Here is a 23,636-nt window from a genome sequence, read left to right on the forward strand (position 1 = left end):
TCTCGACGTTGGCACTCATGGGAGGCGTCGCGGGGTGGTTGGCCGTCTTCATCGTGGATCGTTTTAGACCCGCCCGGGCGGCGCCGTAGGTCCGCAGACCGGACGATGCTGCGCTCGTCTGTCCTGGAGGTCTCCGTCGAGTTTGGTGGAGGCGAGACAGCTGTGTAGGACCGATCAGCGCTGCGTGATCCGCTGGACCAACTGCAAAGCGATATTCGGGCCAGCTGGCACCGCATCACGATGTCTGATTGTATCTCTTTAGCAATCCACCAAACAAAGGTCGTCGCTGCTTTGCTCGATGACAAGCAGCGGCGTGCAATGGCGGCACTGCTACGCAATCGCCTCGGCGCGAATGTTCTCAGTCATGCGCCTTGGGACAACCCCGAGGCGCCTCAAGGCCTGCACAGTACAGAGGGATGGCAACTCATTCCGACCTATGTCGGCAGGAGCGAATGTGTGTTGTTTGTGGCGCGGGCGAGCGCGTGGTGGACATTCCGTAGCGGTGCGGATCTGCTACGTGTCCTGGAGGAGTGCCCGCCAATGGAATTTTACGTCTCCGACAGGGATGCCAGTTACCTCCTCTGCCATAATCACCACGACTTCGTCGTCGGTTGGGGCGATGCTGCGAGGTGGGTTGCAAGCGGATGCCCCGAACGACCGTTGGGTCGGTAGGGCAGATTGTTATCGCAGCGTAATCGGTAGCGTCCTTTTGACGACAATCGCGATGGCTGGATCACATGGCTTTGGATGGTATCGACGTCGTCCAACGACGCCCCGGGATGTATGTCGGCGATACGACCGACGGCACGGGGTTGCACCGGATGATAGAGATCCTGGTCGACAATGCCGTGGATGAGGCGCTCGCCGGATTCGGTGATCGGCTGGACGTTGCTCTGAATGCCGACGGTTCGGTGACGATCCGCGACAATGGCCGCGGCATTCCGACCGAAATACATCCATCGGAAGGCATCCCAGCCGTCGAATTTATCATGACGCGTCTTGACTACGCGTTCCGTCAGCGCTCGTGGCTTCTCGTGGTCAATGCGCTGTCGGAGTGGCTGCAACTGCGCATCTGGCGTAACGGCAAGGAGCATGGCATGCGCTTCCGCCGCGGCCGTTGCGAGGCGCCGTTGACCATGGTCGGAGACGCGGAGATCGTGGATGGCACGCCCAGGCGAGGGACGGAAATCACGTTCTGTCCGAATGCGGAGGTGTTTTCCAATGGGGTATTCGATCTGGCCAGGATCGAGCACCACCTGCGCAAGCTGCCGGTGTTCAAGGCTGGAGTGACGGTGGCGCTATCGGATCGGCGGAATGGCGGCAACCACGAGATCAGTCTGCAAGTTTGAGCATCAGCGCCGTAGGGCGGATGAGCGGAGCGTAATCCGCCGCTTGTCTGGCCGTGAAATGGCGGACTACGCAAACGCTCATCCGCCCTACGACACGTCGCAAAGTCATCAGCTCGAAATACTCCCGCCAGAGATGTGCCGTCATGCGGAACATCTCTTGATTTTATCCGATACCGGTGGTATCCAGGTCTCATGAGCACATCGATCCGCATCGTCAACTTCGATCACATGACCGGCTTAGGCCGGGCCATGGAAGGAGTCGCGCGCTAGGAGATCGACGACGCGATGTTCTCACCAGGCCCCGCCGGCATCGGACGGGGCCTTTTCGTTTGGCCTTTGCTCCCTGCCGGCACAACAGCAGGAGCGAAGGATGCCACCGCATCAGATCAACCCGGCAATCGACTCCGGGCACTTATCAGGACTCAATGTCGATCTCTCGATCGCTCCAGCCACCGACGCGATCAGTAGTTTGCAGCCATCGACGCAGCCCGACGCGCCGATCGCAGCCTTGCGAGAGGTGTTGTCGGAAAAGGACGCGGCCGGCCCGCCGGCCAGGCCGACCTGGCTCATCATCCGCCTGATCGGCTGGTGCTGGCGCGCCATGCAAGAGTGGCAACGCCGGGAGAGCGTGCGGGCAAGTCTGTACGAGCTGAGCGAACGCGAGCTCACCGACATCGGCCTCACGCGCGCCGAGATCGAACACATCAGTGCGTTGCGGACGCTCGAGAGCTTGAGGGACAACCCGCGACATCTGGTCTCGCGCAGGGGAATGTAGCCGGCTGCGGACCGTAGAGATGCAGAGCTAGTGATGGTTGGCCGATAGCGCGAGATGCTGAGCCACGACGTCATTGCGAGCGAAGCGAAGCAATCCAGGGTCCCGCCCACGCCCCTGGACAATGACGGAGGTGAGATCACGCTCTTCTCTCGGCACTCTTCTGCTGGAGAGATCGTTTGCGCGCAGCTCGGCGGGATACGAGCCTCGCATGGCTGCTCAGTTGTGCGCGCAGGAACTACATGGCTTGATCTCGATCAATTCTCGTGGTACTTGCAAATCATGATCAACGTCGTGCGCCATTCCTATCGCAAAAATACGACCCGCCGTAGCCGGGCCGTGGGAGGAGTCGTGCGCTAGGATTTCGATGACACGATCATTCCACCAGGCCCCGCCGGCATCGGACGGGGCCTTTTTGTTGGGCCACGCTCCCTGCCGGCATCACAAAGCAGGAGCGACCGATGCCACCTCAGACCCATCTCACCGCCGAGACCGCGCGCGATGCCGCGCCGCTCAGTGTGGTTCGTCATGTCATCGCCAAAACGAACGCGACGGGCGCTGCGCAAGCTGTGCCGCGCCCCAACGCGCCCACCCCGGCGCTGCGTGTCGTGTCCGACAAGGATGCGGCGGCGCCGCCAGGCGCAGCGGCAGGCCTCATCAGTTGGCTCGGGCAGTCCTGGCAGGCATTTCAGGAGAGCCGCCGGCGGCGGAAGATGAGAGTCCATCTGCGCGATCTGAGCGAGGCCCAATTGCTGGACATCGGCCTGAGCAGAAGCGACATCGAGCACCTCGCCGCGCACCGCGCGCTCGAACGGCTCAAGTACGATACGACGCATCTGATGATGTCCCGTGGCGTGATGTAGCCGTGATCTCAGCTCTGCGTGTTTCAATCGTCTCACGGCGGATCAGCGTCGATCCGCCGTGATAACGCGCCCGTCACCAGGCGATCCGTTCGCCACAGGCTCATTCGTAAGGGACTGTGGTCTCAGCTCCGCGCCTCGCGACCATGCCAGACGCGAGTGATCAGGATATCGTTCGACTGCGGCATGAGAGCATAGCGAACAATATAGCCAGATGCCCCAAACCGCACGACGATCTGCCTGATGTCGGCATCTCGCGTTGGTTGCCCCATGTCAGGAAACTCCTGCAGCCGATCGATCGCCGTCCAAATCGCAGAGAGTGCACGTCGTGCCGCGTCGCGATTGCGCTCGTCGAGAAACGTTCTGACGCGCTCGAGGTCCGATATGGCCTCGGGCGCAAACAGGATCATCGAAGCTTTCGCGGAGCCGGAGGTGTCAATTCCTCTGCCGATCCCCAGCTAGCGACCCACGCCTTTACCTCATTCAGGGGCACGGCGAGACCCGTTTGCTTGAATGTATCGAGGCGCCGCCGGTCCTCGGCAATATCGGGACCTGCGATGTCGATCACGGAATCAAGCAGCGCCACGGCTTCCGCAAGAACTGCGGCGATGTCCTGGCCGCGCTCGGCCGCCATCTCGGACAGGCGAGTATCGGTGGTTGCGTCGATCTCGATGGTACGGCGGACGAGGTTCATGCAGCAAAGATAGCGGTGCCGGCACAGGCTGTCGAGGCAGCTGATCACCGCGCCGGATGCAGACGAGCTCCCGAACCCGTCTTCGATGGCCCTTTGCGCGGGAACCGGCCGCCGGGGCGGGCGTTTGTCTTCCTCAAAGGAGGAGACCTCATGAAGAAGCTGGTGTTTGCGGCTGCGGTATCGCTGGTTGTTCTGCCGTCGCTCGCGTTGGCGCAGGGCCACATGGGCACGCCGCAGGAGCAGAAGGCCTGCGCGCCCGACGCCAAGCGCTTCTGCCGTGCGCAGCTCGGCGATGATTTCGGCGTGCAGAATTGCCTGATGCAGAACCGGGCCAAGCTGAGCAAGCGCTGCTCGGCGGTGTTCTCCAGCCACGGCATGTAAGCCGTCGCGCACGCTTTCTCGACGTGACAGGGCGGACGGCTGACGCTGGTCCGCCCTTCTTGCGTGATCAGGCCGTGCGCACCTTGCGCAGGAATTTGTCCAGCTCGTCCTTGAGGTGATTGCTCTCGCGCGACAGCGAGTGCGCTGAGGCGAGCACCTGGGACGAGGCGTTGCCGGTCGCGTTGGCGCCCTCGCTGACGTCGCCGATGTTGCCGGCGACGCGGGCGGTGCCGCTGGCGACCTCCTGGACGTTGCGCGAGATCTGACCCGTGGCGGAGCCCTGCTGCTCGACGGCGGCGGCGATGCCGGCGGCGATCTCCGAGATCTGCTGGATGGTCCCGCCGATCTGCTTGATCGAGGTCACCGACGACTGCGTTGCGTTCTGGATGCCTTCGATCTGCTGGCCGATCTCCTCGGTCGCCTTGGCGGTCTGCGAGGCCAGCGCCTTGACCTCGGAGGCGACCACGGCGAAGCCGCGGCCGGCTTCGCCCGCGCGTGCCGCCTCGATGGTGGCGTTCAAGGCGAGCAAATTGGTCTGGGCGGCGATCGAGGTGATCAGCTTCAGCACGTCGCCGATGCGCTCGGCGGTGCGCGACAGCTCGCTGATGCCGGCGTCCGTCTGTTCGATCTGGCGCACGGCTTCCCTGGCGATGGTGGTCGATTCCGTGACCCGGCGGCCGATCTCGTGCACGGAGGAGGTCATCTGCTCGGCGGCCGAGGCCACGGACTGCACGTTGGCCGAGACTTGGCCGGAGGCGGAGGCTGCGCTCGTCGACAGCTGCTGTGTCTGCTCGGCGGTCTTGCTGAGGCTGTTCGCCGACACCTCCAGCGTGCGCGCGTCGGAATGGACCTTGTTGATAATCTGTCCGACGGTGGCTTCGAACTCGTCGGCCATGCGCTTCATCGCAGCGTGCTGCTCGGTCTTGGCGGCATCGAGATAGACCGAGATCGCGAGGTCCATGTCGATCATCGCGGCCTTGGTGATCGCCGCCTGCAGCGCCGCCTTCTTCTCGCGCGCGGCGGCGCCCGCGAACCAGCCGTCCGACAGTTCGGTTTCGATCGCCTTCTGCAGGCCGGTGACGATCAGCGAATAGCCCGCGATGTACCAGCGCGGCTCCAGTCCCATGCGGTGATGGGCCTGGCCGATGCGGGTGACCGACGTCACATAGGCGTCGTCGAATTTGGCGGTCGCCAGCGACATCCAGTGATCGAACTGAGCCTGCGAGGCGTGCTTCATCGCGGCCTGGCCGGAGAACATCTTCGCCAGTTGCTGGTACTTGCCGACATGTGCGTAGAACTGCTGGAGCAAAGCGGGCAGCACCTTGCCGATCAGCGGCCGCAGTTCGCGCAGGCTGTCCCGCGTCGCATTGTCGATCCCGATGAAGTCGAGACGGGATTGCAGGGTGGCAAGATCGGTCATCGCTGGTCAGCCCGTGAAGCCAAGACGCGTGGGTGAGCCCGCGCTGCGGGTGCGTTGCTACCCTTCAGGATTGCACGATTTTGGTTGATGGTTCCTTACGAAGGAACCGAGAACTTTACTGATTTTGGGTCCGAGAGCTGGACGCCGTCGACGGTATTGGCGGGTGCCGGCGTGAACGGGGCAATAAAAAACGGGGCCGAAACGGCCCCGTTGAAGTCATAGCGTCCGCGATCTACTTGATCTTTTACTTGATCTTGGCTTCGCGGAATTCGACGTGCTTGCGCGCGACCGGGTCGTACTTCTTCTTGACCATCTTGTCGGTCATGGTGCGCGAATTCTTCTTGGCAACATAATAGAAGCCGGTGTCGGCCGACGACACGAGCTTGACCTTGATGGTGACCGCTTTGGCCATGTCTTGAACCTCTGGAATCGGGGATAGGGTGGGCACCGGCCAAAGAGGGGGCGCCGTTGGCCGGCAAACTACCCAGCCAGCCCCCAAAGTCAAGGTTGCCGGGCCAGATTCTGGGATCCTAGGTCTCGAAGAACCGGTTTTTGGGCCGGGGAAGCCCGAGATTGTCGCGCAAGGTGGGGCCTTCGTACTCGGTCCGGAAGATCCCGCGGCGCTGCAGCTCGGGAATCACCTTGTCGACGAAGTCGTCGAGGCCGGCGGGCAGGAACGGGAACATGATGTTGAAGCCGTCCGAGGCGCGGCTTTCCAGCCAATCCTGCATCTGGTCGGCGATCGTCTTGGCCGTGCCGACGAAGGCGAGCCCGCCATAGCCGCCGACCCGCTGCGCCAGCTGCCGCACCGTGAGCTTGTCGCGGGCGGCGACGTCGACCAGGCGCTGGCGGCCGCTCTTGGAGGCGTTGGTCTCGGGGATCTCCGGCAGCGGGCCGTCCGGATCGAAGCCGGAGGCATCGGTGCCGAGGATCACCGAGAGCGAGGCGATGGCGCTGTCGTAGTGTACCTTGCTGTCGAGGAGGGCGCGCTTCTCCTTGGCCTCGGCGTCGCTGTCGCCGACCACGACGAAGGCACCGGGCAGGATCTTCAGATGCTCGGGGTTGCGGCCGACCTTCTCCATGCGGCCCTTGATGTCGGCGTAGAGCTTCTGGCCGTCGGCGAGACTGCCGCCGCCGGTGAACACGGCCTCCGCGGTCTCGGCCGCGAGCTGCTTGCCGTCCTCGGAGGCGCCGGCCTGCACGATCACCGGCCAGCCCTGCACGGGACGGGCGATGTTCAGCGGTCCCCGCACCTTGAGATATTTGCCCTTGTGGTCGAGCACATGCATCTTGTCGGGATCGAAGAACAGCCCGCTCTCGACGTCGCGCACGAACGCATCATCGGCGAAGGAATCCCACAGGCCGGTGACGACGTCGTAGAACTCGCGGGCGCGCTTGTAGCGCTCGGCGTGCTCCATGTGGTCGTCGAGGCCGAAATTAAGCGCTGCGTCGGGGTTCGATGTGGTGACGATGTTCCAGCCGGCACGGCCGCCGGAAAGATGGTCGAGCGAGGCGAAGCGGCGGGCGACGTGATAGGGCTCGTCGAAGGTGGTCGAGCCCGTCGCGATCAGGCCGATGTTCTCGGTGACCGCCGACAATGCCGACAGCAGCGTGAACGGCTCGAACGAGGTCACGGTGTGGCTGCGCTTCAGCGCATTGATCGGCATGTTCAGCACGGCCAGATGATCGGCCATGAAGAAGGCGTCGAACTTGCCGGCCTCGAGCTTGCGGATCAGCTGCTTAAGATGCGCGAAATTGAAGTTGGCGTCCGGCCAGGCGCCAGGATAGCGCCACGCGCCGGTGTGGATCGAGACCGGGCGCATGAACGCGCCGAGCTTGAGTTGACGAGGGGCCATGAGGAGGTCCGCGGATGGTTGCTGTCTTTTCTGGAGATAGGAACTCGCCGGGCTGCCGTCAGCCAGCCGCCGCAGAACACGATTTCATTTTCAATGCCGTGCGTAGCACGCGCATTCCAATGAGAGCCGCGCAGCCGGCCCAATCAACGGTGTCATCCCGGCGAACGCCGGGATCCATACTCCCAGGGAGCAGTTTGAGGCAGGCCGGCCGTTGGCATTTTCGCGCATCACATCCGCCGCGGAGTATGGGTCCCGGATCGGCGCCGCGTCGCGCTGGCGCGCGTCGCGGCTTGTCCGGGACGACGGCTGTGGGTGTTGCTACAACGCCCATCTCATTGGGGGTGTGGTGGAGCTGACCGAAATGCCGGCGAGTATCCGTGAGCAGCGAGTATGACGCCGCCGCGCTGATGCTACCCGCCCAGCACGTCCTTCTGCATCTTGCCGCCGTAGAAGTGGAAGAAGGGCACCTCGGCGTCGTGGCGGAGCGGGCCGGTAGCGAGGCGCTTGTCGAGCTCGTGGAGGACGTTCTTGGTCATCGGGTGCAGATCGGCGAGCGGTTTTGAGCCGAGCTCGACCCAGACCAGCTCCACCAGCTCGGCATCGGCGTGGATGACGCCGTCGACGCGGTGGGTGATGGCGGAGGCGTCGGCGGTGAAGAAGCGGGTGTCGAAGCGCTTGATGCGGCCGGGCGGGGTGATGGCGCGGGCGATCAGGAACAGGCCGGAGGGATCGGGCAGCAGGCCGGCCTCGGTGAATGGCGCCCAAGGACCATCGAGCTTCGGCGTAGGGCCGTCGACCTTGCGTCCCAGGCAGAGACCCGTTTCCTCGCAGGCTTCGCGGATCGCGGCGACGGCGAGCGATTTCGCCCGTGACGCTGATGTCTGCGGTTTGCCCTTGAACAGATTGGCTTCGAGTTCGGCCGGCATGGGAGCTGCGACCGGAATGCGGTGATCGGTCTTGTCGACGCGGCCGCCGGGAAAGACGAACTTGCCGGGCATGAACACGACCTTGTCGTGACGCTTGCCGACCAGCACTTTCGGTACCGCGCCGCTGCGGTCGACCAGGATCAAGGTCGCGGCGTCGCGTGGCTTCGTATAAGGATGATGGTCTGCTTCCTTCTCGGCGGGCTTGCCCGCCGGCGCGCTCGTCGCCTGTGCCGTCTCGCTCATATCCTCCCCTTCTTCTTATTAGTTCTTGAAGTCGCTCACACCGGCGGAATGCCTTCCACCGGATTGTCGTCGAAGCCGTGCATCCGGAACGCCCATTGCAGCCCGACGACGGCGCCCTTGACCGGCTGCAGCAGCGCGAGCGAGGCGATCAAGGTCACCGGCAGGTAGATCGCGAGCTGCAGCGCCACCGGCGGCGCGTAGTTGGTCTCGATCGACAGCACCAGCGGCACGATGATGTGGCCGACGATGACGATGACGAGATAGGCGGGAAGATCGTCGGCGCGATGGCCGGAGAAATCCTGGCCGCAGCGATCGCAATTGTCGGCGACCTTCAGGAAGGCGCGGAACAGCTTGCCCTCGCCGCAGCGCGGGCAGCGGCCGCGCAGGCCGTGCTTCATCGCCGCCCAGACGTCGCGCTTCTCGGCGAGACCGGTGTCGCGGGTCCAGGTCTGCGGCAGCGGCTGTGGCATTGCGCGGGGCGTAGAGCTCATGGCGTCCATGATTGGCCTTTCTTCGACGTGCCGGGCTTGCGTTTTGCCCCTGCCTTTTGGCTTTTCTTACGGCTTTTCTCTTTGTGCTTCGTGCGCGCTTCGGATTTGCCCCGCTTGGCCGCCTTGTGGGTCGCCTTGGCGTTCGTCCCGACGGTATTCTTGCGCCTGGGGCCTGCGCCGCGCGGATGGCGCGACACCAGCACGTCGGCCTGCGTCAGCAGCTCGAAGCGCAGCGCGCCGGCCACCGGTTGAGCTTCTACCAGACGCACGTCGACGACGTCACCCAGCCGGTGCATGGCACCGCTGCGCTGGCCGATCAGCGCGTGGCGCGTCTCGTCGTAGTCGAAATATTCCGTGCCGAGGGTTCGGATCGGAACCAGGCCGTCGGCGCCGGTGTCGTCGAGCTTGATGAAGAGGCCGGCGCGGGTGACGCCGGAGATGCGGCCCTGGAAGCTGGCGCCGACGCGGTCGGCGAGATGGTGCGCGATCAGCCGGTCGGCGGTCTCGCGCTCGGCCTTCATCGCGCGCCGCTCGGTCACCGAGATCTGCGCCGCGACTTCGGCGAGATGATCCGGCGTCTCGCTGTCGGGCAGGGCGCCGTCGCCGAGCCCCAGTGCGCGCAACAGGCCGCGATGCACGACGAGGTCGGCGTAGCGGCGAATGGGGGAGGTGAAGTGCGCGTAGCGGCGCAAATTGAGGCCGAAATGCCCGTAATTTTCCGAGGAGTACTCGGCTTGCGCCTGCGAGCGCAGCACGACCTCGTTGACGAGCTTCTCGTAGTCCTGGCCGGCGACCAGCGTCAGCACGCGGTTGAACAGTGACGGCCGCAGCGCGCCCGACTTCGCAAAGGGCACGTCGAGCGTCTTGAGAAAGTCCTGCAGCGCATGCACCTTCTCCACCGTGGGCTCGTCATGCACGCGATAGATCAGCGGCAGCGCCTTCTTCTCCAGCGCCTCGGCGGCTGCGACGTTGGCGAGGATCATGAACTCCTCGATCAGCCGGTGCGCGTCGAGGCGCTCGGGCACGACAACGCGGTCGACGGTGCCGTCCGGCTTCAACAGGATCTTGCGCTCGGGAAGGTCGAGGTCGAGCGGATCGCGCGCGTCGCGGCCGCGCTTGGCGACCTCATAGGCGGCATAGAGCGGCTTGAGGATCGGTTCGAGCAGGGGGCCGGTGATGTCGTCCGGCTTGCCGTCGATGGCGGCTTGCGCCTGCGCGTAGGACAGCTTTGCGGCCGAACGCATCAGCACGCGGTGGAACGAGTGCGACCGCTTGCGACCGTCGGCGCCCAGCACCATGCGCACGGCGAGCGCGCCGCGCGGCTCGCCCGGCACCAGCGAGCACAGATTGTTGGAGATGCGCTCCGGCAGCATCGGCACGACGCGGTCGGGGAAGTACACCGAATTGCCGCGGATCAGCGCGTCGCGATCGAGCGCCGAGCCCGGACGCACGTAGTAGGCGACGTCGGCGATCGCGACGTGGAGGATGAAGCCGCCGGCATTGTTCGGATCGGGATCCGGCTCGGCATGGACCGCGTCGTCATGGTCCTTCGCATCGGGCGGATCGATCGTGACCAGCGGCAGTTCGCGCCAGTCCTCGCGGCCCTTCAGGTTCGCCGGCTGCGCGGCTTCGGCTTCCGCGACGGCCGCGGCCGAGAAGTCCATCGGAATCTCGTGGGCGTGGATCGCGATCAGGCTGATCGCCTTCTCGGTCGCCACCGAGCCGTAGCGCTCCTTCACGCGGCCCGCCGGCAGGCCGTAGCCGCGGCCGCGCAACAGGTCGACGCTGATGAGATCGCCGTCCTTGGCGTCGCGGGTATCGCCCGGCGCAATCGACAGCTCGCGGCCGGCCTGCTTCTTGTCGACGGGGATGAGGCGACCGCCGCCATTGGGGTTGCTCTTGAAGATGCCGAGCACGCGGTTGCGCGCCTGGTCGATCACCTTCAGCACGCGGCCGCGATAGGCGACGCCGTCGGCATCGTCGATCGGCTCGACGCGGAGCAAAGCGCGATCGCCGACGCCTGCAGTGGCGCCTGGCTTGGCGAGGCGAGACGCGTAGATGCGGATGCGCGGCGGCTCGGACTGCTCGGCCTCGTCCCACTCGGCGGGTTTTGCGATCAGCTCACCATCGCTGTCGCGGCCGGTGATGTCGGCGACCAGTGTCGCCGGCAAGGTCGCGGGCTCGACGATCTTCTTGCGGCCGCTCTTCTTGACGGTGCCGTCGGCGACGAGCTCGCGCAGCAGCTCCTTGAGTGCTGCGCGATCGGCGTTCTTCAGGCCGAACTCGCGGGCGATGTCCTTGGTGCCAACCTTGCCCGGATTGGCGCGGATGAAGGCGACGATGGCCTCCCGCGGAGGGAAGCCGATGTCGCGCTTTTTGATCATTTTCTCATCCGCGGGCCTTGCCGGCGCTCTTCTTGGGCGTGGCCTTGGTCGCAGGCTTCGCCGATGTCTTGGCGGCCTTCGCAACCGGCGCACGCGCCTTGCTGGTGGAGTCTGATTTCGGCTTGGCCGCCGCCTTCTTCGCCACGGCCTTCTTGGCCGGCTTCGGCGAGTCGTCGTCGCCGCCCGCCTTCGGCTTCGCGGCGGCCTTGGGCTTCGCAGCCTTCTTTGCCGCCTTTGGCTTACCGCCGCCCTTGGCGGCGCGCTCATCGATCAGCGCGATCGCCTCGGCGAGCGTAATCGTGTCCTTTTCCTTGTCGCCGGGGATGGTGGCGTTGACGCCTCCCGCGGTGACATAGGCGCCGTAGCGGCCAGCCTTCACGGCGACCGGACCGAGCGACGGATGATCGCCCAGCGCCTTGCCGGGATCGGCGCCGAAGCGCTTGCTCGGACCCTTGGCGACCTTCTCGGCAATCAAGGTGACGGCGCGATTGAGGCCGATGTCGAACACCTCGTCGCCGGCCTCAAGGCTCGCATAGGTCTTGTCGTGCTTCACGAACGGCCCGAAGCGGCCGAGGCCCGCCGTGATCGGAAGACCCGTCTCCGGATGCTTGCCGATCTCACGCGGCAGCGACAGCAGCTTCAGCGCCAGATCGAGATCGACGTCCGACGGCTGCGTGCCCTTCGGGATGCCGGCGCGCTTCGGCTTCTCGCCTTCGGCATAGTCCTTCTGCTCGCCGAGCTGGATGTAAGGCCCGAACCGGCCGGCCTTGACGGCGACCTCGAGGCCCGAGTCCGGATCCTGGCCGAGCATGCGATCGGCCGCGGCCTCGCTGTCGGCCGCGAGCGGACGGGTGTAGCGGCATTCCGGATAGTTCGAGCAGCCGACGAAGGCGCCGAACTTGCCGGCCTTCAGATTGAGCCGGCCGGTGCCGCAGGTCGGGCACTGCCGGACGTCGCCGCCGTCCTCGCGCGGCGGATAGATGTGCGGGCCGAGCATCTCGTCGAGCGCGTCGAGCACCTGCGCCACGCGCAGGTCCTTGATGTCGTCGACGGCGCCGATGAAGCCGGTCCAGAAATCCTTCAGAACCTGCTGCCAGGCGATCTCATTGTTGGAGATGCGGTCAAGCTGCTCCTCCAGATCCGCCGTGAAATCATACTCGACATAGCGGCGGAAGAAGTTCTCTAGGAACGCGATGACGACGCGGCCCTTGTCCTCGCCGTGCAGGCGCTTCTTCTCGAGCTTCACATAGCCGCGCGCCTTCAGCACATCGAGGATCGAGGCATATGTCGAGGGCCGGCCGATGCCGAGCTCCTCCATGCGCTTGACCAGCGAGGCCTCGGAGAAGCGCGGCGGCGGCTCGGTGAAGTGCTGGGTGACGGCCAGGTTCTGGCGCTTCAGCGCCTCGCCCTGGCTCATCTGTGGCAGCCGGCGGCTGTCCTCGTCCTCCTCGTCGTCGCGGCCTTCCTGATACAGCGCGAGGAAGCCGTCGAACTTGACGACCTGGCCGGTGGCGCGCAGCTCGAGCGTGCGGCCGCCCGCCTTGGCGGTGATGTCGACGGTGGTGCGCTCGAGCTCGGCGGATTCCATCTGGCTGGCGATGGTGCGGGTCCAGATCAGCTCGTACAGCCTGGCCTGATCGTCATCGAGCCGCTTGCGCAGGTCGGCCGGCTTGCGCGACAGGTCGGTCGGGCGGATCGCCTCGTGCGCCTCCTGGGCGTTCTTGGCCTTGGTCTGGTACTGGCGCGGGCTGTCCGGCACGTATTTGTTGCCGTAGATCTCGCCGATCACCTTGCGGGCCTGGGTGATCGCCGAGCCGTCGATCTGCACGCCGTCGGTTCGCATATAAGTAATGAGACCGGTGGTCTCGCCGCCGATGTCGATGCCTTCATAGAGACGCTGCGCGATGCGCATCGTGTGCGCCGGCGCGAAGCCGAGCTTGCGGCTGGCCTCCTGCTGCAGGGTCGAGGTGGTGAAGGGCGCCTGCGGATTGCGCCGCGCCGGCTTGGCGTCGACGGTCGCGACCGAATAGGCCGCCGCGTTGAGCGCGTTCTTGAAGTCCTCGGCTTCCGCACCGGTGCCGATGTCGAGCCGCTGGATCTTCTTGCCGTCGGCGCCGACGAGACGGGCTTCGAACGTGTCGCCGCGCGGCGTCGCCAAGGTCGCGATCAGCGACCAATATTCGCGCGGGACGAACTTCTCGATCTCGAGCTCGCGGTCGCAGACCAGGCGCAGCGCCACCGACTGCACGCGACCCGCGGAGCGGGCGCCGGGCAGCTTGCGCCACAGCACCGGGGAGAGGGTGAAGCCGACGAGGTAATCGAGCGCGCGGCGCGCCATGTAGGCGTCGACCAGCGCGCCGTCGATCTCGCGCGGATGCTTCATCGCGTCCGAGACGGCCTGCTTCGTGATGGCGTTGAACACGACGCGCTCGATCTTCTGATCCTTCAGCGCGCGCTTCTCTTTCAACACCTCCAGCACATGCCAGGAGATCGCCTCGCCCTCGCGATCAGGGTCGGTGGCGAGAATCAGGCGGTCGGCGCCCTTCACGGACTTGGCGATCTCGTTGAGTCGGCCCGCCGCCTTGGGGTCGACCTCCCAGATCATCCGGAAGTTTTCTTCCGGATCCACGGAACCGTTCTTCGCCGGGAGGTCGCGGACATGACCAAAAGAGGCCAGAACCTCGTAGGAGGAGCCCAGATACTTATTGATCGTCTTGGCCTTGGCAGGCGACTCCACGATGACGATATTCATGTATTTCCAATGGCTTAGTGGAAGGATTGAAGCCGGTTTCGCGGGATTCGCGGTGGGCTCGTTGACCCGAACATGGGTGGTGAGGGGGTTCCTGTCAAATCGCGCGGCGGTGAAAGTCGATTGCGTCTGGCCGGCGAAGTACCTATCAGGTTGTAGGGAGCGCTACTGGGACCGTGCTCGTTTTGCGATGATTTCCGTCAAAAACCCGACTTTGGATAAAGTTATTGACCAAGGAAGCGGACAAACGCGACCCAGATATAGAAGAGTCGGTGGAGGATCCCGATGCCGCGGCAGCGCTGATTGCCGAGGTCACGGCAAACCTGTCGGAGCTGGCCCAGCGGCATAACCTCGACATGCTCGACTATCTCTTGCGCATGGCAAACCTCGAGGCCGAAGAGCACCTCCGGCTTCGAAGCCGGCGCAGGCTGTCCTGATCCACGGGCCCGCCACATCTGCAGGCTTGCCTGATCGATCGGCTCAGCGTCCGGCCAGGGTGGTCTGCTCGGCCGTCAACGGCGTCCCGTCGTCGGCGGCCAGGAGAAGCTTGCGCACGGGCCGCCGGTTGACGCGGTCGACCAGCGTCGTGGTGATCTGCTCCGGGCGATCGTCGAATTCCTCGCTCCACTGCCGCAGAGCGACGAGGATGGGAAACAGGCCGCGTCCCTTCGCTGTCAGCACATAGTCGTGATAGGCGCTGCCGTCAGCGGCAGGCTCGATCGCGAGAATGCCGCGATCGACCAGCGCCCGCAGCCGTACCGTCAGGATGTTCTTGGCCAGTCCAAGGCTGCGCTGGAACGCGCTGAAGCGGCGGACGCCCAGAAACGCATCGCGGATGATGAGGAGCGACCACCAGTCGCCGATCGCATCCAGCGACCGGGCGATCGGGCAGGGATCTCCCTCCAAACTCGTCCGCTTCACCATCAGATGCCCCTCCGCTGCGGGATCGCTCGTCGCCCGAGCAACGCCATACCACGGTTTAGTTGCATAATGAAACCAAAGTGCATATGTCGATTGTGGTTTAATAAGGCAACCACATGGAGGCGGGCGTGAGACTCGATAACAAGACGGCTCTGATTACCGGCGGCAGCAGTGGCATCGGCTTCGCGACCGCCCGGAGGTTTGTCGCCGAGGGTGCCAAGGTCGCCATCACCGGACGCGACAGCGGGCGCCTGGAGGCGGCGGCGCGGGAACTCGGGCCCAACGCCCTCGCGCTCGTGGCCGACGCGACGGATATCGCTGCGACCGAGGCGGCGATCGCCCGCGCCTCGGAACGGTTTGGCAAGCTCGACATCCTGTTCGCCAATGCCGGGATTCCCGGCGCAACGCCGGCCGGCGCGACCAGGCTGGAGGTGTTCGAACAGGTGACCCGCACCAATCTGACGGGCGTGTTCTTCACCGTCCAGGCCGCGCTGCCGCATCTCAAGGATGGCGCTTCGATCATCCTGAACGGCTCGGTGATCTCGGTCCTCGGCAATCCCGGCTATTCCGCCTATGCGGCCAGCAAGGCCGGCGTTCGTGCCATGGCGCGGGTGCTGGCCTCCGAGCTGTCGCCGCGCGGCATTCGCGTCAACGTGGTCGCGCCGGGTGCGATCCGCACCCCGATCTGGGGCGCTGCTGTCGCAACACCGGAGGCCGAGAAGGCGTTCGAGGCGCGGATCGCGGCGACGACGCCGCTCGGCCGTATCGGCGAGCCCGACCACATCGCCGGGACCGTGCTGTTCCTGGCGTCGGACGACGCGGCCCATATCCAGGGCCAGGAGCTGTTCGTCGACGGCGGCACGACCAGTTCGCCGGCGGGCGCACCGATCTATCGAGGCTAAGGAATGAGAGACGACCGGGGTAGGCGTGATGCCCGCCCCGGTCCGAGGATCATGCTGGTGGACCTCAGGCCGCGAGACGGCCGGCTGCGTCGAGCGCATGAGCCAGCGCCTGCGCGCGGTGCTCCGGTCCCATCTGCACGCCATCGGCGGCAATGAAGGTGAGATCTTTGACGCCGATGAATCCGAAGACGCTGCGCAGATAGGTCTCGACGTGCTCGAGGGCAGCCATCGGCGTTTCAGCACCGTAGCGGCCGCCGCGCGAGATCGCGACGATCACGCGCTTGTTGCCGGCGAGGCCCTCCGGGCCGTTCGGGCCGTATGTGAAGGTCTTGCCCGCTACCGCAATGCGGTCGATCCAGGATTTGAGCTGGCTCGGCACCGAGAAATTGTACATTGGCGCGCCGATCACGACGATGTCGGCGCGGAGAAACTCGTCGAGAACCGCCTGGCCCGTGGCGACATCGGCGGCGATGGAGGGGTCCATGTCAGCCCCGCCACGCATCGTCGCGACGTGCGCGCCCGACAGATGCGCAAGCGGTGCCGCGGCGATGTCGCGATAGGTCACGTCGAGTCCCGGCGTCATCTGGCGGACTCGCGCCACGATCGCGGCGGACACCTCGCGGCTGACGGAATTCGGGCCGAGCACGCTGGAATCGATGTGGAGCAGATGGGTCATAGGTCAGTTACCTCGGTATCGGTTTGTAACTGGCGCACTATGAGTGACTGTGCTGTAACCCCACAAGAACGCACATTCTTGAAACCCGGGCACATCCGTGACACCTCGTGACAGCACTGATACCGACGCTCTGGCCGCTCCGGAGCACCATGACTGCCGCGGCGTCGCCGCGATCCTGGCCCGCGTCGGCGACAAATGGAGCGTGTTCGTCATCATGATGCTGCAGGACGGGCCGAAGCGCTTCAACGAGCTGAAGCGGCTCGTGGGCGGCATCTCGCAGCGCATGCTGACCTTGACCCTGCGCGGTCTCGAACGCGACGGACTGGTGACGCGGACGGTGTTCCCAACCATTCCGCCGCGGGTGGACTATGAGCTCACCGATCTCGGCCGCGGCCTGTCGCAGCCCGTGCAGGCGCTCGGGGCCTGGGCGATCGAGCACCGGGAGCAGATCGAGCAGGCGCGCAGCCGCTTCGACGCGTCGCGGGATGCCGACTGAGGGCTAGCTCAGCGACACCATGCCGCCGCCGTGCCGCTCCAGCCGGCCCGCCAGCTCGAGTTCGAGCAGCACCGTGCGGAGCACGGCCGGCGACAGGCCGCTGATCCTGATCAAATCGTCGATCGAGACAGGCGTCGGCCCGAGCAGGCTCAGGATCTGCGCGCGGTCGTGGTGCTCCGGATCGGGCGCGAACAGGTCTTCGTCCGGCTCGCGCAGCGACAGCGGCAGCGGCCGCTCCAGGATCGGCCCAACGGCCTGGATGATGTCGGCGGCTTCGGTGACCAACGTCGCACCCTGCTTGATGAGATCGTTGGTGCCGGCCGACCGCGGGTCGAGCGGAGAGCCCGGGACGGCGAAGACTTCGCGGCCCTGCTCGCCGGCCATGCGCGCAGTGATCAGCGAGCCCGATTTGTGCGCAGCCTCGACCACGACGACGCCGAGCGAGGCGCCGGAGATCAGCCGGTTGCGCCGGGGGAAGTCGCGAGCGCGCGGCTCGTGGCCGAGCGGCATCTCCGAGATGGCTGCGCCGCTGCCGCCGACGATGGCGCCGAGCAGATCGACATGCTCGGGCGGATAGATCCGGTCGTGGCCGCCGGCGAGCACGGCGACGGTGCCGCTCGCGAGCGAAGCGCGATGCGCCGCCTGATCGATGCCGCGCGCCAGGCCGGAGATGATGACGAAGCCGGCCTGGCCGAGCTCATGCGCGAGCTGGCCGGCGAATTTGAGCCCCGCCGCGGACGCGTTGCGCGAGCCGACGATGGCGATCATCGGACGCATCAACGTCTCGCGCCGGCCGCGAATGCCGAGCAGCGGCGGCGCGTCCTCGCAGGTGGCCAAGCGGGGCGGGTAGCCGTCCTCGTCCGGGGCGCGCAGGTCGACGCCGTATCGTTGGCAGGCCTCGAGCTCGGCCTCGGCTTCGGCGGCCGTGCAAATCCGGCCGGCCGTCGCGGCCCCGCCGCGGCGGGCGAGGTCCGGCAGGCGGTCGAGTGCGGCGCGGGCGGTACCGAAATGGTCGAGCAGCGAGCGGAACGTGCGCGGGCCGACATTGTCCGAGCGGATCAGGCGCAGCCGGTCGCGCCGCTCGGTCTCGCTCAGCTCGATCGTCGTATTGATCGCGTCCACTCGGGGCCCCCCATGCAGAGGCGTCAGCATGGAGCAACCCGAGGGCGCAGGGAAGAGGGGACGCTACGCCGGAGCGACCTCGCGCACCTGCTCGCCGGTCGCCACCGGCCGTTCGTCCACGATGGCCGGCATCGTGCCCAGCGGCGCCTTGCGCAGCCAGCGGTCCGCGGCCTCGCGCCCGCGCTGATGCAGGGTCTCGATGAAGTCGCTGCCGAGATCGGTCGCGTCGCGCTGCGCCAGCGCCTCGATCGCCTCCTCGGCCGAGAGCTGGTGCACGCGCGGCGGATGCAGGCCGTCGCTGCGGGCCCATTCGAGCGCGGCGAGCTCGGCGTTCAGCACCGCGTTGGCGGCGATCTGGTCGAGGCGGCGATCGATCGCGGCCGAGGTCACGGGCACGTAGCCGTTGCGCGCCGGCGTGACCTGAACGACCAGCAGGTCGGCCGCGCTGGATTCATGCGCGATCTGGACCAGCGGCGGGTTGGCGCTGTAGCTGCCGTCCCAATAGGCGTCATCGCCGATATCCACGGCGGCGTTGAGCTGCGCCGGGCACGTCGATGCCAGCAGCACGTCCGGCGTGATCCCGGCGTTGCGGAAGATCTGCGGGGAGCCGTCACGGACGCGGGTGGCCGAGACCAGCAGGCGAGGCGCGGCGGCGCTCTGCACCGCCTCGAAATCGATGGTCTCGAGCAGGATGTCACGCAGCGGATCGAGATCGAGCGGATCGGCTCGTCCGCCGCGCAGCCCCGGGCCGAAACAGACCGAGCTGCTCGCCGGAGAAAAGGCGCCGATCACCATCAGCGAGCGGAACGAGGCCTCGTCCATCAACCGCGTCCAGAACAGGCCGAGCCGGCTGCGGGCCTCGTCGCGACCGCCTTTGGCCAGGCCGCTCGCCAGCAGCGCGGCGTTGACGGCGCCGGCGCTGGCGCCGCTGATCGTGTCGAAATCGCAGTTCGGTTCCTCCAGCAGGCGGTCCAGCACGCCCCAGGTGAAGGCGGAGAAGGTTCCGCCGCCCTGCAGCGCCAGCGACAGCTTGCGCGGCGGCCAGATCCGCGGCGGCGGCGGCAGCGTGGCGCTGGCGATCGTCTCGGCGAGCGAACGCTCGGTGGTCTCCGCCGCTTTCGGCTCGGTGATCGCGGCTGCGCTGGTGGTCGCGATCATCATCCCGACGACCACGGCGGCGCTGTCCGACGGCGCGCTGGTCTCGGGCGTCACGAGAACCGCCGGGCTCTCGGCCACGGCGTCGACCGCGGCACCGGTCGCGGTGGCTTGTGCCGGTTCGGCCGTCTTGCCGGTGGACGCGAACGGGTCGTCAGTCGACCAGATCTGAGCCGCGGAGAGGAGAACGCTGGCGCTCGAGCGGACGGGTGTGGACATTTGCTGCGCCGACTCCTCATCAGTGCGGTGATCGCTCGGAAGCAGCGAGCCGCTCGAATTGGTCTTGCGTGTTCAGATGCCGGAATCATGACAGGCAATCATGATTCACACCAGAGTCCGTCGTTAACTTATTAGCTGATGATGTGGCGGTGTTGCGGCGCTGCCGCTTTCGGCAACGCGCGCGACACAGATTGCCCGTATTTGCCCGGAGTGATTACTTCTTTGCGCCGATCTTGCTCTCGGTGCCACTCTGCAGGCGCTTGATGTTTTCGCGATGCATGTAAATCAGCAACAGCGTGAGCAGGGCAAACAGGGCGGCGAGCGCGGTGTGGCCGAATGCCCACAGCACGATCGGAGTCAGCACGCTCGCGACGAGTGCAGCCAGCGATGAGTAGCGGAACGCGAACGCCGTCGCGAGCCAGACGAGACAGAAGAAGATCGCGCCCGGCCAGAACAGGCCGATCAGAATACCGATATAGACCGCGACGCCCTTGCCGCCGCGGAACTTCAGCCACACCGGGAACAAATGGCCGAGGAAGGCGCCGAGGCCCGCGATCATCGCGGCATTCGGCCCGCCGAGAGTGCCGCAGAGGATCACCGCGGCCGTGCCCTTGAGGGCATCGCCGAGCAGGGTCGCTGCGGCCAGCCCCTTGCGGCCGGTGCGCAGCACGTTGGTGGCGCCGATGTTGCCGGAGCCGATGCTGCGCAGATCCTGCGTGCCGGCGAGCCTGGTGAGGATCAGGCCGAACGGAATCGAGCCGAACAGATAGCCGATGATGAGGCCGACGGGCAGGAACACTTCGGATCCCATCACACCACTCCTTCTGCGCCAGGTTCTACGCCAGGTTCTACACCAGGGCGCGGGTCAGACATGTTCGAACACGGTGCGGCCGCCGACGATGGTGCGGACCACGCGGCCGGTGAAACGGGCCTCGTCGAACGGCGTGTTCTTGCACAGCGATTTGAGGTCGGCCGGATCGAGGATCCAGGGCACGTCCGGGTCGATCACGATGATGTCGGCCGGCGCGCCCGCGCGCAATGTGCCGCCGGGCAGGCCGAGCAGTTCCGCAGGGCGCGTGGACATCGCGCGGATCAAGGTGGTCCAGCTCAATTCGCCGCTGTGGACCAGCCGCAGCGAGGCCGCGAGCATCGTCTCCAAGCCGACCGCGCCGCTGGCGGCCTCCGCGAACGGCAGCCGCTTGACCTCGACGTCCTGCGGATTGTGGTCGGACATGATGACGTCGATCAGGCCGGAGGCCAGCGCCTCGACCAGCGCGCGGCGGTCGACCTCGGTGCGCAGCGGCGGCGTCAGCTTGAGGAAGGTGCGGTAGGGACCGATGTCGTTCTCGTTGAGCGTGACATGGTTGATCGACACCGAGGCGCTCACCGACAGGCCCGCATCGCGCGCGCGCTTGAGGATGTCGAGCGAGTCGACCGAGCTCAGCGCGGCCGCGTGATAGCGGCCCTTGGTCAGCGCCACCAGGCGCATGTCGCGCTCGAGCACCACGGCTTCCGCGGCTGGAGGAATGCCGGAGAGGCCGAGACGCGAGGCGAACTCGCCCTCGTTCATGACGCCTTCGCCGACGAGGTGGGGATCCTCGGTGTGATGCACGATCAGGGCATCGAAATCGCGGGCATAGGTCAGCGCGCGGCGCATCACCTGGGCGTTCATCACGCTGGTATGGCCGTTGGAGAAGGCGACTGCGCCGGCGGCGCGCAAGAGGCCGATCTCGGTCATCTCCTCGCCGCGCAGGCCTTTGGTCAGCGCGGCCATCGGCTGGATGTTGACGATCGCGGTGTCGCGGGCGCGGCGCAGCACGAAGTCGACGGTCGCCGAATTGTCGATCACCGGCTCGGTGCCGGGCTGGCAGATGATGGTGGTGATGCCGCCGGTCGCGGCGGCCTGGCTTGCGGTCGCGAACGTCTCGCGATGGCCGAGGCCGGGTTCGCCGACGAACGCGCAGATGTCGATCAGCCCGGGCGCGACGATCTTGCCGGCGCAGTTGATGACGTCGGTTCCTTCCGGCACGCCGGCGGCGCCGATGCCGCGCTTGAGGTCGCGGATCACGCCATCGGCGATCAGCACGTCACCGGGACCATCGATGTCGCGGGAGGGATCGATGACGCGCGCGTTGGCGAGCAGGATCGGGCGGCGATCGGTCAGCATGTCGTTTCGTCCCGACTATCAAGCATTGGGCAGGTTGCGGGCCAGCGCCTCGAGCACGGCCATGCGCACGGCAACCCCCATTTCGACCTGTTCCCGGATCAGCGACTGCGCGCCGTCGGCGACGATGGAGTCGATCTCGACGCCGCGATTCATCGGCCCCGGATGCATCACCAGCGCGTCGGGCTTGGCGTAAGCGAGCTTCTTCTGGTCGAGGCCGAAATACTGGAAATATTCCGACGAGGACGGCACGAAGGAGCCGTTCATGCGCTCGCGCTGCAGGCGGAGCATCATCACGATGTCGGCACCGTTGAGCCCCTCGCGCATGTCGCGCGCGACCTCGACGCCCATCCGCTCGATGCCCGGCGGCAACAGCGTGGAGGGCGCGACGACGCGGACGCGGGCGCCCATCGTGTTCAAGAGCAGGATGTTGGAGCGCGCGACGCGCGAATGCAGCACGTCGCCGCAGATCGCGATGACGAGGCCTTCGATGCGGCCCTTGTTGCGGCGAATGGTCAGCGCGTCGAGCAGCGCTTGCGTGGGATGCTCATGCGCGCCGTCGCCGGCATTGATCACGGAGCCGTCGACCTTGCGTGCCAGCAGCTCGACCGCGCCGGAGGCGTGGTGGCGGACCACCAGGATGTCCGGATGCATCGCATTCAGCGTGACCGCAGTGTCGATCAGGGTCTCGCCCTTCTTGATGGACGAGGACGACACCGACATGTTCATGACGTCGGCGCCGAGCCGCTTGCCGGCAAGCTCGAACGAGGATTGCGTCCGGGTCGAGGCTTCGAAGAACAGGTTGACCTGGGTTCGGCCGCGCAGCACGGTGCGCTTCTTGTCGACCTGACGATTCAGTTCGACATATTCCTCGGACAGATCGAGGAGACCGGTGATGTCGTGGGCGGAAAGGCCCTCGATTCCCAGCAAATGCCGGTGCCCGAGGACGAAAGTCGATTTCGGTGAGGTTGCCATTAAAGCCAGAGCTATAGGGGCGGTTTCCGCGAGGGGCAAGGCCGAAAGCCGGGGTTCCGAGTTATCCCCCGTTCCCTCAGGTGATACCGCAAGGCGCGCCCAGACCGCCTTGCGAAGGGTCTGGATTGCGGGAGGCGCGCTGCTGCGCTCCATCCTCGTCCTGCTGGCCGGGCTCGTGCCCGCCGCGGCCGAGCCGCTGCCGGGGGATTTCGTCTATCTGCAGGACGTCGATAGCAGCATCTCGCAGGACATCCGCTATGCCGGCGCCAACAATTTCGTCGGCCGTCCGCTGAAGGGATACGAGGCCGCCGAATGCGTCGTCACGCGCGACGTCGCGCGGCGTCTCAAGGCGATCCAGGCCGAGCTGCGGCCGCGCGGCCTGTCGCTGAAGATGCTCGACTGCTACCGGCCGGCACGCGCGGTCGCGGACATGCTGGCGTGGTCGCAGGACGGGACGGAAAGCGCGGCCGGCCGGCGCTACAATCCTGTGATCGCCAAGTCGGATCTGTTCCGGCTCGGCTACATCGCCGCGCGCTCCAGCCATTCGACGGGCGCCGCGCTCGACCTCACGCTGATGGAGCTCGCGGCCGACAAGGACGCGGCGTTCGATCCGGCGAAGGCCTACGCGGATTGCACGGCGCCCGCCGCGCTGCGCGCGCCGGAGGGCAGCGTCGACATGGGAACCGGCTACGATTGTTCCGACATGAAAGCGCACACCGCCGCCAAGGACCTGACGCCCGCGCAGCGGCGCTGGCGCAATGAGCTGGTGGCCGCCATGGCGCGGCAAGGGTTTGTGAACTATGCCAAGGAGTGGTGGCACTTTTCGCTGCCGGGCGCTGCTACGACCACCTATGATTTTCCCATTCGGCCGCGCCGATGAT

At 66.1% G+C, this 23,636-nt stretch carries 24 protein-coding genes; 8 read left to right on the top strand and 16 right to left on the bottom strand.

Annotation, left to right across the window (positions count from 1 at the left end):
• Positions 1–737 precede the first annotated feature (737 nt).
• The 3 genes from ACQR1L_RS30860 to ACQR1L_RS30870 all read left to right on the top strand — a co-directional run bounded on the left by ACQR1L_RS30860 (position 738) and on the right by ACQR1L_RS30870 (position 2,984).
• Positions 738–1,349, top strand: a complete 612-nt coding sequence (locus tag ACQR1L_RS30860; RefSeq protein ID WP_434861682.1) for an ATP-binding protein — start codon at positions 738–740, stop codon at positions 1,347–1,349.
• A 370-nt stretch (positions 1,350–1,719) separates the two neighbouring features.
• Entirely contained in the window at positions 1,720–2,124 is a 405-nt protein-coding gene (locus ACQR1L_RS30865) for a DUF1127 domain-containing protein (protein WP_434861683.1), read from the top strand.
• Between the two features lie 458 nt (positions 2,125–2,582).
• Positions 2,583–2,984, top strand: a complete 402-nt coding sequence (locus tag ACQR1L_RS30870) for a DUF1127 domain-containing protein (RefSeq protein WP_434861684.1) — start codon at positions 2,583–2,585, stop codon at positions 2,982–2,984.
• Positions 2,985–3,106: 122 nt separating this feature from the next.
• Here ACQR1L_RS30870 and ACQR1L_RS30875 read toward each other — a convergent pair whose 3' ends face one another.
• Positions 3,107–3,391 carry a type II toxin-antitoxin system RelE/ParE family toxin gene (locus tag ACQR1L_RS30875; protein WP_434861685.1) on the bottom strand — a complete coding sequence of 95 codons (285 nt, stop codon included), beginning with the start codon at positions 3,389–3,391 and terminating at the stop codon, positions 3,107–3,109.
• The gene (locus ACQR1L_RS30880) at positions 3,388–3,723 is read right to left on the bottom strand and encodes a hypothetical protein (protein ID WP_434861686.1); all 336 of its coding nucleotides are present in this window, start codon (positions 3,721–3,723) and stop codon (positions 3,388–3,390) included. The genes ACQR1L_RS30875 and ACQR1L_RS30880 overlap by 4 nt, the downstream gene beginning before the upstream one ends.
• Positions 3,724–3,825: 102 nt before the next feature.
• Here ACQR1L_RS30880 and ACQR1L_RS30885 point away from each other — a divergent pair, with 102 nt between their 5' ends.
• Positions 3,826–4,056 (top strand): hypothetical protein, encoded by a 231-nt coding sequence (locus ACQR1L_RS30885; RefSeq protein WP_434861687.1) that lies wholly within the window; start codon positions 3,826–3,828, stop codon positions 4,054–4,056.
• A 67-nt stretch (positions 4,057–4,123) separates the two neighbouring features.
• Here the strand turns inward: ACQR1L_RS30885 and ACQR1L_RS30890 are convergent, their stop codons facing one another.
• The 7 genes from ACQR1L_RS30890 to topA form a co-directional block, all read right to left on the bottom strand.
• A complete protein-coding gene (locus tag ACQR1L_RS30890) occupies positions 4,124–5,476 on the bottom strand; it encodes a protoglobin domain-containing protein (protein ID WP_434861688.1) in 1,353 nt (450 codons plus the stop codon).
• A 244-nt stretch (positions 5,477–5,720) separates the two neighbouring features.
• Positions 5,721–5,888, bottom strand: coding sequence for a 50S ribosomal protein L33 (gene rpmG, locus ACQR1L_RS30895; protein WP_006611239.1), 168 nt, complete (start codon positions 5,886–5,888; stop codon positions 5,721–5,723).
• A 118-nt stretch (positions 5,889–6,006) separates the two neighbouring features.
• Complete coding sequence (locus tag ACQR1L_RS30900) at positions 6,007–7,332, bottom strand: LLM class flavin-dependent oxidoreductase (RefSeq protein ID WP_434861689.1); 1,326 nt, start codon at positions 7,330–7,332, stop codon at positions 6,007–6,009.
• A 410-nt stretch (positions 7,333–7,742) separates the two neighbouring features.
• The gene (locus ACQR1L_RS30905; RefSeq protein ID WP_434861690.1) at positions 7,743–8,501 is read right to left on the bottom strand and encodes an NUDIX hydrolase; all 759 of its coding nucleotides are present in this window, start codon (positions 8,499–8,501) and stop codon (positions 7,743–7,745) included.
• A 35-nt stretch (positions 8,502–8,536) separates the two neighbouring features.
• On the bottom strand, positions 8,537–8,992 hold the full coding sequence (locus ACQR1L_RS30910; RefSeq protein WP_434861691.1) for a DUF983 domain-containing protein: 456 nt from the start codon (positions 8,990–8,992) through the stop codon (positions 8,537–8,539).
• Complete coding sequence (gene rnr / locus ACQR1L_RS30915) at positions 8,989–11,376, bottom strand: ribonuclease R (protein ID WP_434861692.1); 2,388 nt, start codon at positions 11,374–11,376, stop codon at positions 8,989–8,991. Before rnr ends, ACQR1L_RS30910 begins: the two co-directional genes overlap by 4 nt.
• A 4-nt stretch (positions 11,377–11,380) precedes the next feature.
• Positions 11,381–14,128: a type I DNA topoisomerase gene (gene topA / locus ACQR1L_RS30920; RefSeq protein ID WP_434861693.1), complete on the bottom strand. Its 2,748-nt coding sequence runs from the start codon at positions 14,126–14,128 to the stop codon at positions 11,381–11,383.
• Between the two features lie 224 nt (positions 14,129–14,352).
• On the opposite strand from topA, the gene ACQR1L_RS30925 reads away from it, so the two are divergent.
• A complete protein-coding gene (locus ACQR1L_RS30925) occupies positions 14,353–14,562 on the top strand; it encodes a hypothetical protein (RefSeq protein ID WP_434861694.1) in 210 nt (69 codons plus the stop codon).
• 43 nt (positions 14,563–14,605) lie between these two features.
• On the opposite strand, the gene ACQR1L_RS30930 is transcribed toward ACQR1L_RS30925, so the two are convergent.
• Positions 14,606–15,049 carry a winged helix-turn-helix transcriptional regulator gene (locus tag ACQR1L_RS30930; protein ID WP_434861695.1) on the bottom strand — a complete coding sequence of 148 codons (444 nt, stop codon included), beginning with the start codon at positions 15,047–15,049 and terminating at the stop codon, positions 14,606–14,608.
• 125 nt (positions 15,050–15,174) lie between these two features.
• On the opposite strand from ACQR1L_RS30930, the gene ACQR1L_RS30935 reads away from it, so the two are divergent.
• Positions 15,175–15,948 carry an SDR family NAD(P)-dependent oxidoreductase gene (locus ACQR1L_RS30935; protein ID WP_434861696.1) on the top strand — a complete coding sequence of 258 codons (774 nt, stop codon included), beginning with the start codon at positions 15,175–15,177 and terminating at the stop codon, positions 15,946–15,948.
• Positions 15,949–16,012: 64 nt separating this feature from the next.
• On the opposite strand, the gene ACQR1L_RS30940 is transcribed toward ACQR1L_RS30935, so the two are convergent.
• Positions 16,013–16,624: an FMN-dependent NADH-azoreductase gene (locus ACQR1L_RS30940; RefSeq protein ID WP_434861697.1), complete on the bottom strand. Its 612-nt coding sequence runs from the start codon at positions 16,622–16,624 to the stop codon at positions 16,013–16,015.
• A gap of 97 nt (positions 16,625–16,721) precedes the next feature.
• Here ACQR1L_RS30940 and ACQR1L_RS30945 point away from each other — a divergent pair, with 97 nt between their 5' ends.
• Positions 16,722–17,120, top strand: coding sequence for a winged helix-turn-helix transcriptional regulator (locus ACQR1L_RS30945; protein WP_434861698.1), 399 nt, complete (start codon positions 16,722–16,724; stop codon positions 17,118–17,120).
• 3 nt (positions 17,121–17,123) lie between these two features.
• Here ACQR1L_RS30945 and dprA read toward each other — a convergent pair whose 3' ends face one another.
• The 5 genes from dprA to ACQR1L_RS30970 all read right to left on the bottom strand — a co-directional run bounded on the left by dprA (position 17,124) and on the right by ACQR1L_RS30970 (position 22,755).
• Complete coding sequence (dprA, locus tag ACQR1L_RS30950) at positions 17,124–18,242, bottom strand: DNA-processing protein DprA (RefSeq protein WP_434861699.1); 1,119 nt, start codon at positions 18,240–18,242, stop codon at positions 17,124–17,126.
• A gap of 63 nt (positions 18,243–18,305) precedes the next feature.
• Positions 18,306–19,616: a patatin-like phospholipase family protein gene (locus tag ACQR1L_RS30955; RefSeq protein WP_434861700.1), complete on the bottom strand. Its 1,311-nt coding sequence runs from the start codon at positions 19,614–19,616 to the stop codon at positions 18,306–18,308.
• Between the two features lie 214 nt (positions 19,617–19,830).
• Positions 19,831–20,427: a glycerol-3-phosphate 1-O-acyltransferase PlsY gene (plsY, locus tag ACQR1L_RS30960; protein ID WP_434861701.1), complete on the bottom strand. Its 597-nt coding sequence runs from the start codon at positions 20,425–20,427 to the stop codon at positions 19,831–19,833.
• A 54-nt stretch (positions 20,428–20,481) separates the two neighbouring features.
• Positions 20,482–21,783: a dihydroorotase gene (locus ACQR1L_RS30965; protein WP_434861702.1), complete on the bottom strand. Its 1,302-nt coding sequence runs from the start codon at positions 21,781–21,783 to the stop codon at positions 20,482–20,484.
• Positions 21,784–21,801: 18 nt separating this feature from the next.
• A complete protein-coding gene (locus tag ACQR1L_RS30970; protein WP_008964907.1) occupies positions 21,802–22,755 on the bottom strand; it encodes an aspartate carbamoyltransferase catalytic subunit in 954 nt (317 codons plus the stop codon).
• Between the two features lie 109 nt (positions 22,756–22,864).
• Here ACQR1L_RS30970 and ACQR1L_RS30975 point away from each other — a divergent pair, with 109 nt between their 5' ends.
• Entirely contained in the window at positions 22,865–23,635 is a 771-nt protein-coding gene (locus tag ACQR1L_RS30975; RefSeq protein ID WP_434861703.1) for a M15 family metallopeptidase, read from the top strand.
• Position 23,636: the final 1 nt, after the last annotated feature.

Origin of the sequence: Bradyrhizobium sp. HKCCYLR20261, assembly GCF_051168435.1 — a bacterium.
Lineage (GTDB): Bacteria > Pseudomonadota > Alphaproteobacteria > Rhizobiales > Xanthobacteraceae > Bradyrhizobium.

Coding starts and splice junctions, on each gene's coding strand:
- ACQR1L_RS30965 (WP_434861702.1), bottom strand. CDS start 21,783: ATGCTGACCGATCGCCGCCCGATCCTGCTCGCCAACGCGCGCGTCATC.
- rpmG (WP_006611239.1), bottom strand. CDS start 5,888: ATGGCCAAAGCGGTCACCATCAAGGTCAAGCTCGTGTCGTCGGCCGAC.
- ACQR1L_RS30885 (WP_434861687.1), top strand. CDS start 3,826: ATGAAGAAGCTGGTGTTTGCGGCTGCGGTATCGCTGGTTGTTCTGCCG.
- topA (WP_434861693.1), bottom strand. CDS start 14,128: ATGAATATCGTCATCGTGGAGTCGCCTGCCAAGGCCAAGACGATCAAT.
- ACQR1L_RS30875 (WP_434861685.1), bottom strand. CDS start 3,391: ATGATCCTGTTTGCGCCCGAGGCCATATCGGACCTCGAGCGCGTCAGA.
- ACQR1L_RS30970 (WP_008964907.1), bottom strand. CDS start 22,755: ATGGCAACCTCACCGAAATCGACTTTCGTCCTCGGGCACCGGCATTTG.
- ACQR1L_RS30940 (WP_434861697.1), bottom strand. CDS start 16,624: ATGACCCATCTGCTCCACATCGATTCCAGCGTGCTCGGCCCGAATTCC.
- ACQR1L_RS30905 (WP_434861690.1), bottom strand. CDS start 8,501: ATGAGCGAGACGGCACAGGCGACGAGCGCGCCGGCGGGCAAGCCCGCC.
- ACQR1L_RS30865 (WP_434861683.1), top strand. CDS start 1,720: ATGCCACCGCATCAGATCAACCCGGCAATCGACTCCGGGCACTTATCA.
- ACQR1L_RS30910 (WP_434861691.1), bottom strand. CDS start 8,992: ATGAGCTCTACGCCCCGCGCAATGCCACAGCCGCTGCCGCAGACCTGG.
- ACQR1L_RS30930 (WP_434861695.1), bottom strand. CDS start 15,049: ATGGTGAAGCGGACGAGTTTGGAGGGAGATCCCTGCCCGATCGCCCGG.
- ACQR1L_RS30955 (WP_434861700.1), bottom strand. CDS start 19,616: ATGTCCACACCCGTCCGCTCGAGCGCCAGCGTTCTCCTCTCCGCGGCT.
- ACQR1L_RS30900 (WP_434861689.1), bottom strand. CDS start 7,332: ATGGCCCCTCGTCAACTCAAGCTCGGCGCGTTCATGCGCCCGGTCTCG.
- ACQR1L_RS30860 (WP_434861682.1), top strand. CDS start 738: ATGGCTTTGGATGGTATCGACGTCGTCCAACGACGCCCCGGGATGTAT.
- plsY (WP_434861701.1), bottom strand. CDS start 20,427: ATGGGATCCGAAGTGTTCCTGCCCGTCGGCCTCATCATCGGCTATCTG.
- rnr (WP_434861692.1), bottom strand. CDS start 11,376: ATGATCAAAAAGCGCGACATCGGCTTCCCTCCGCGGGAGGCCATCGTC.
- ACQR1L_RS30890 (WP_434861688.1), bottom strand. CDS start 5,476: ATGACCGATCTTGCCACCCTGCAATCCCGTCTCGACTTCATCGGGATC.
- ACQR1L_RS30870 (WP_434861684.1), top strand. CDS start 2,583: ATGCCACCTCAGACCCATCTCACCGCCGAGACCGCGCGCGATGCCGCG.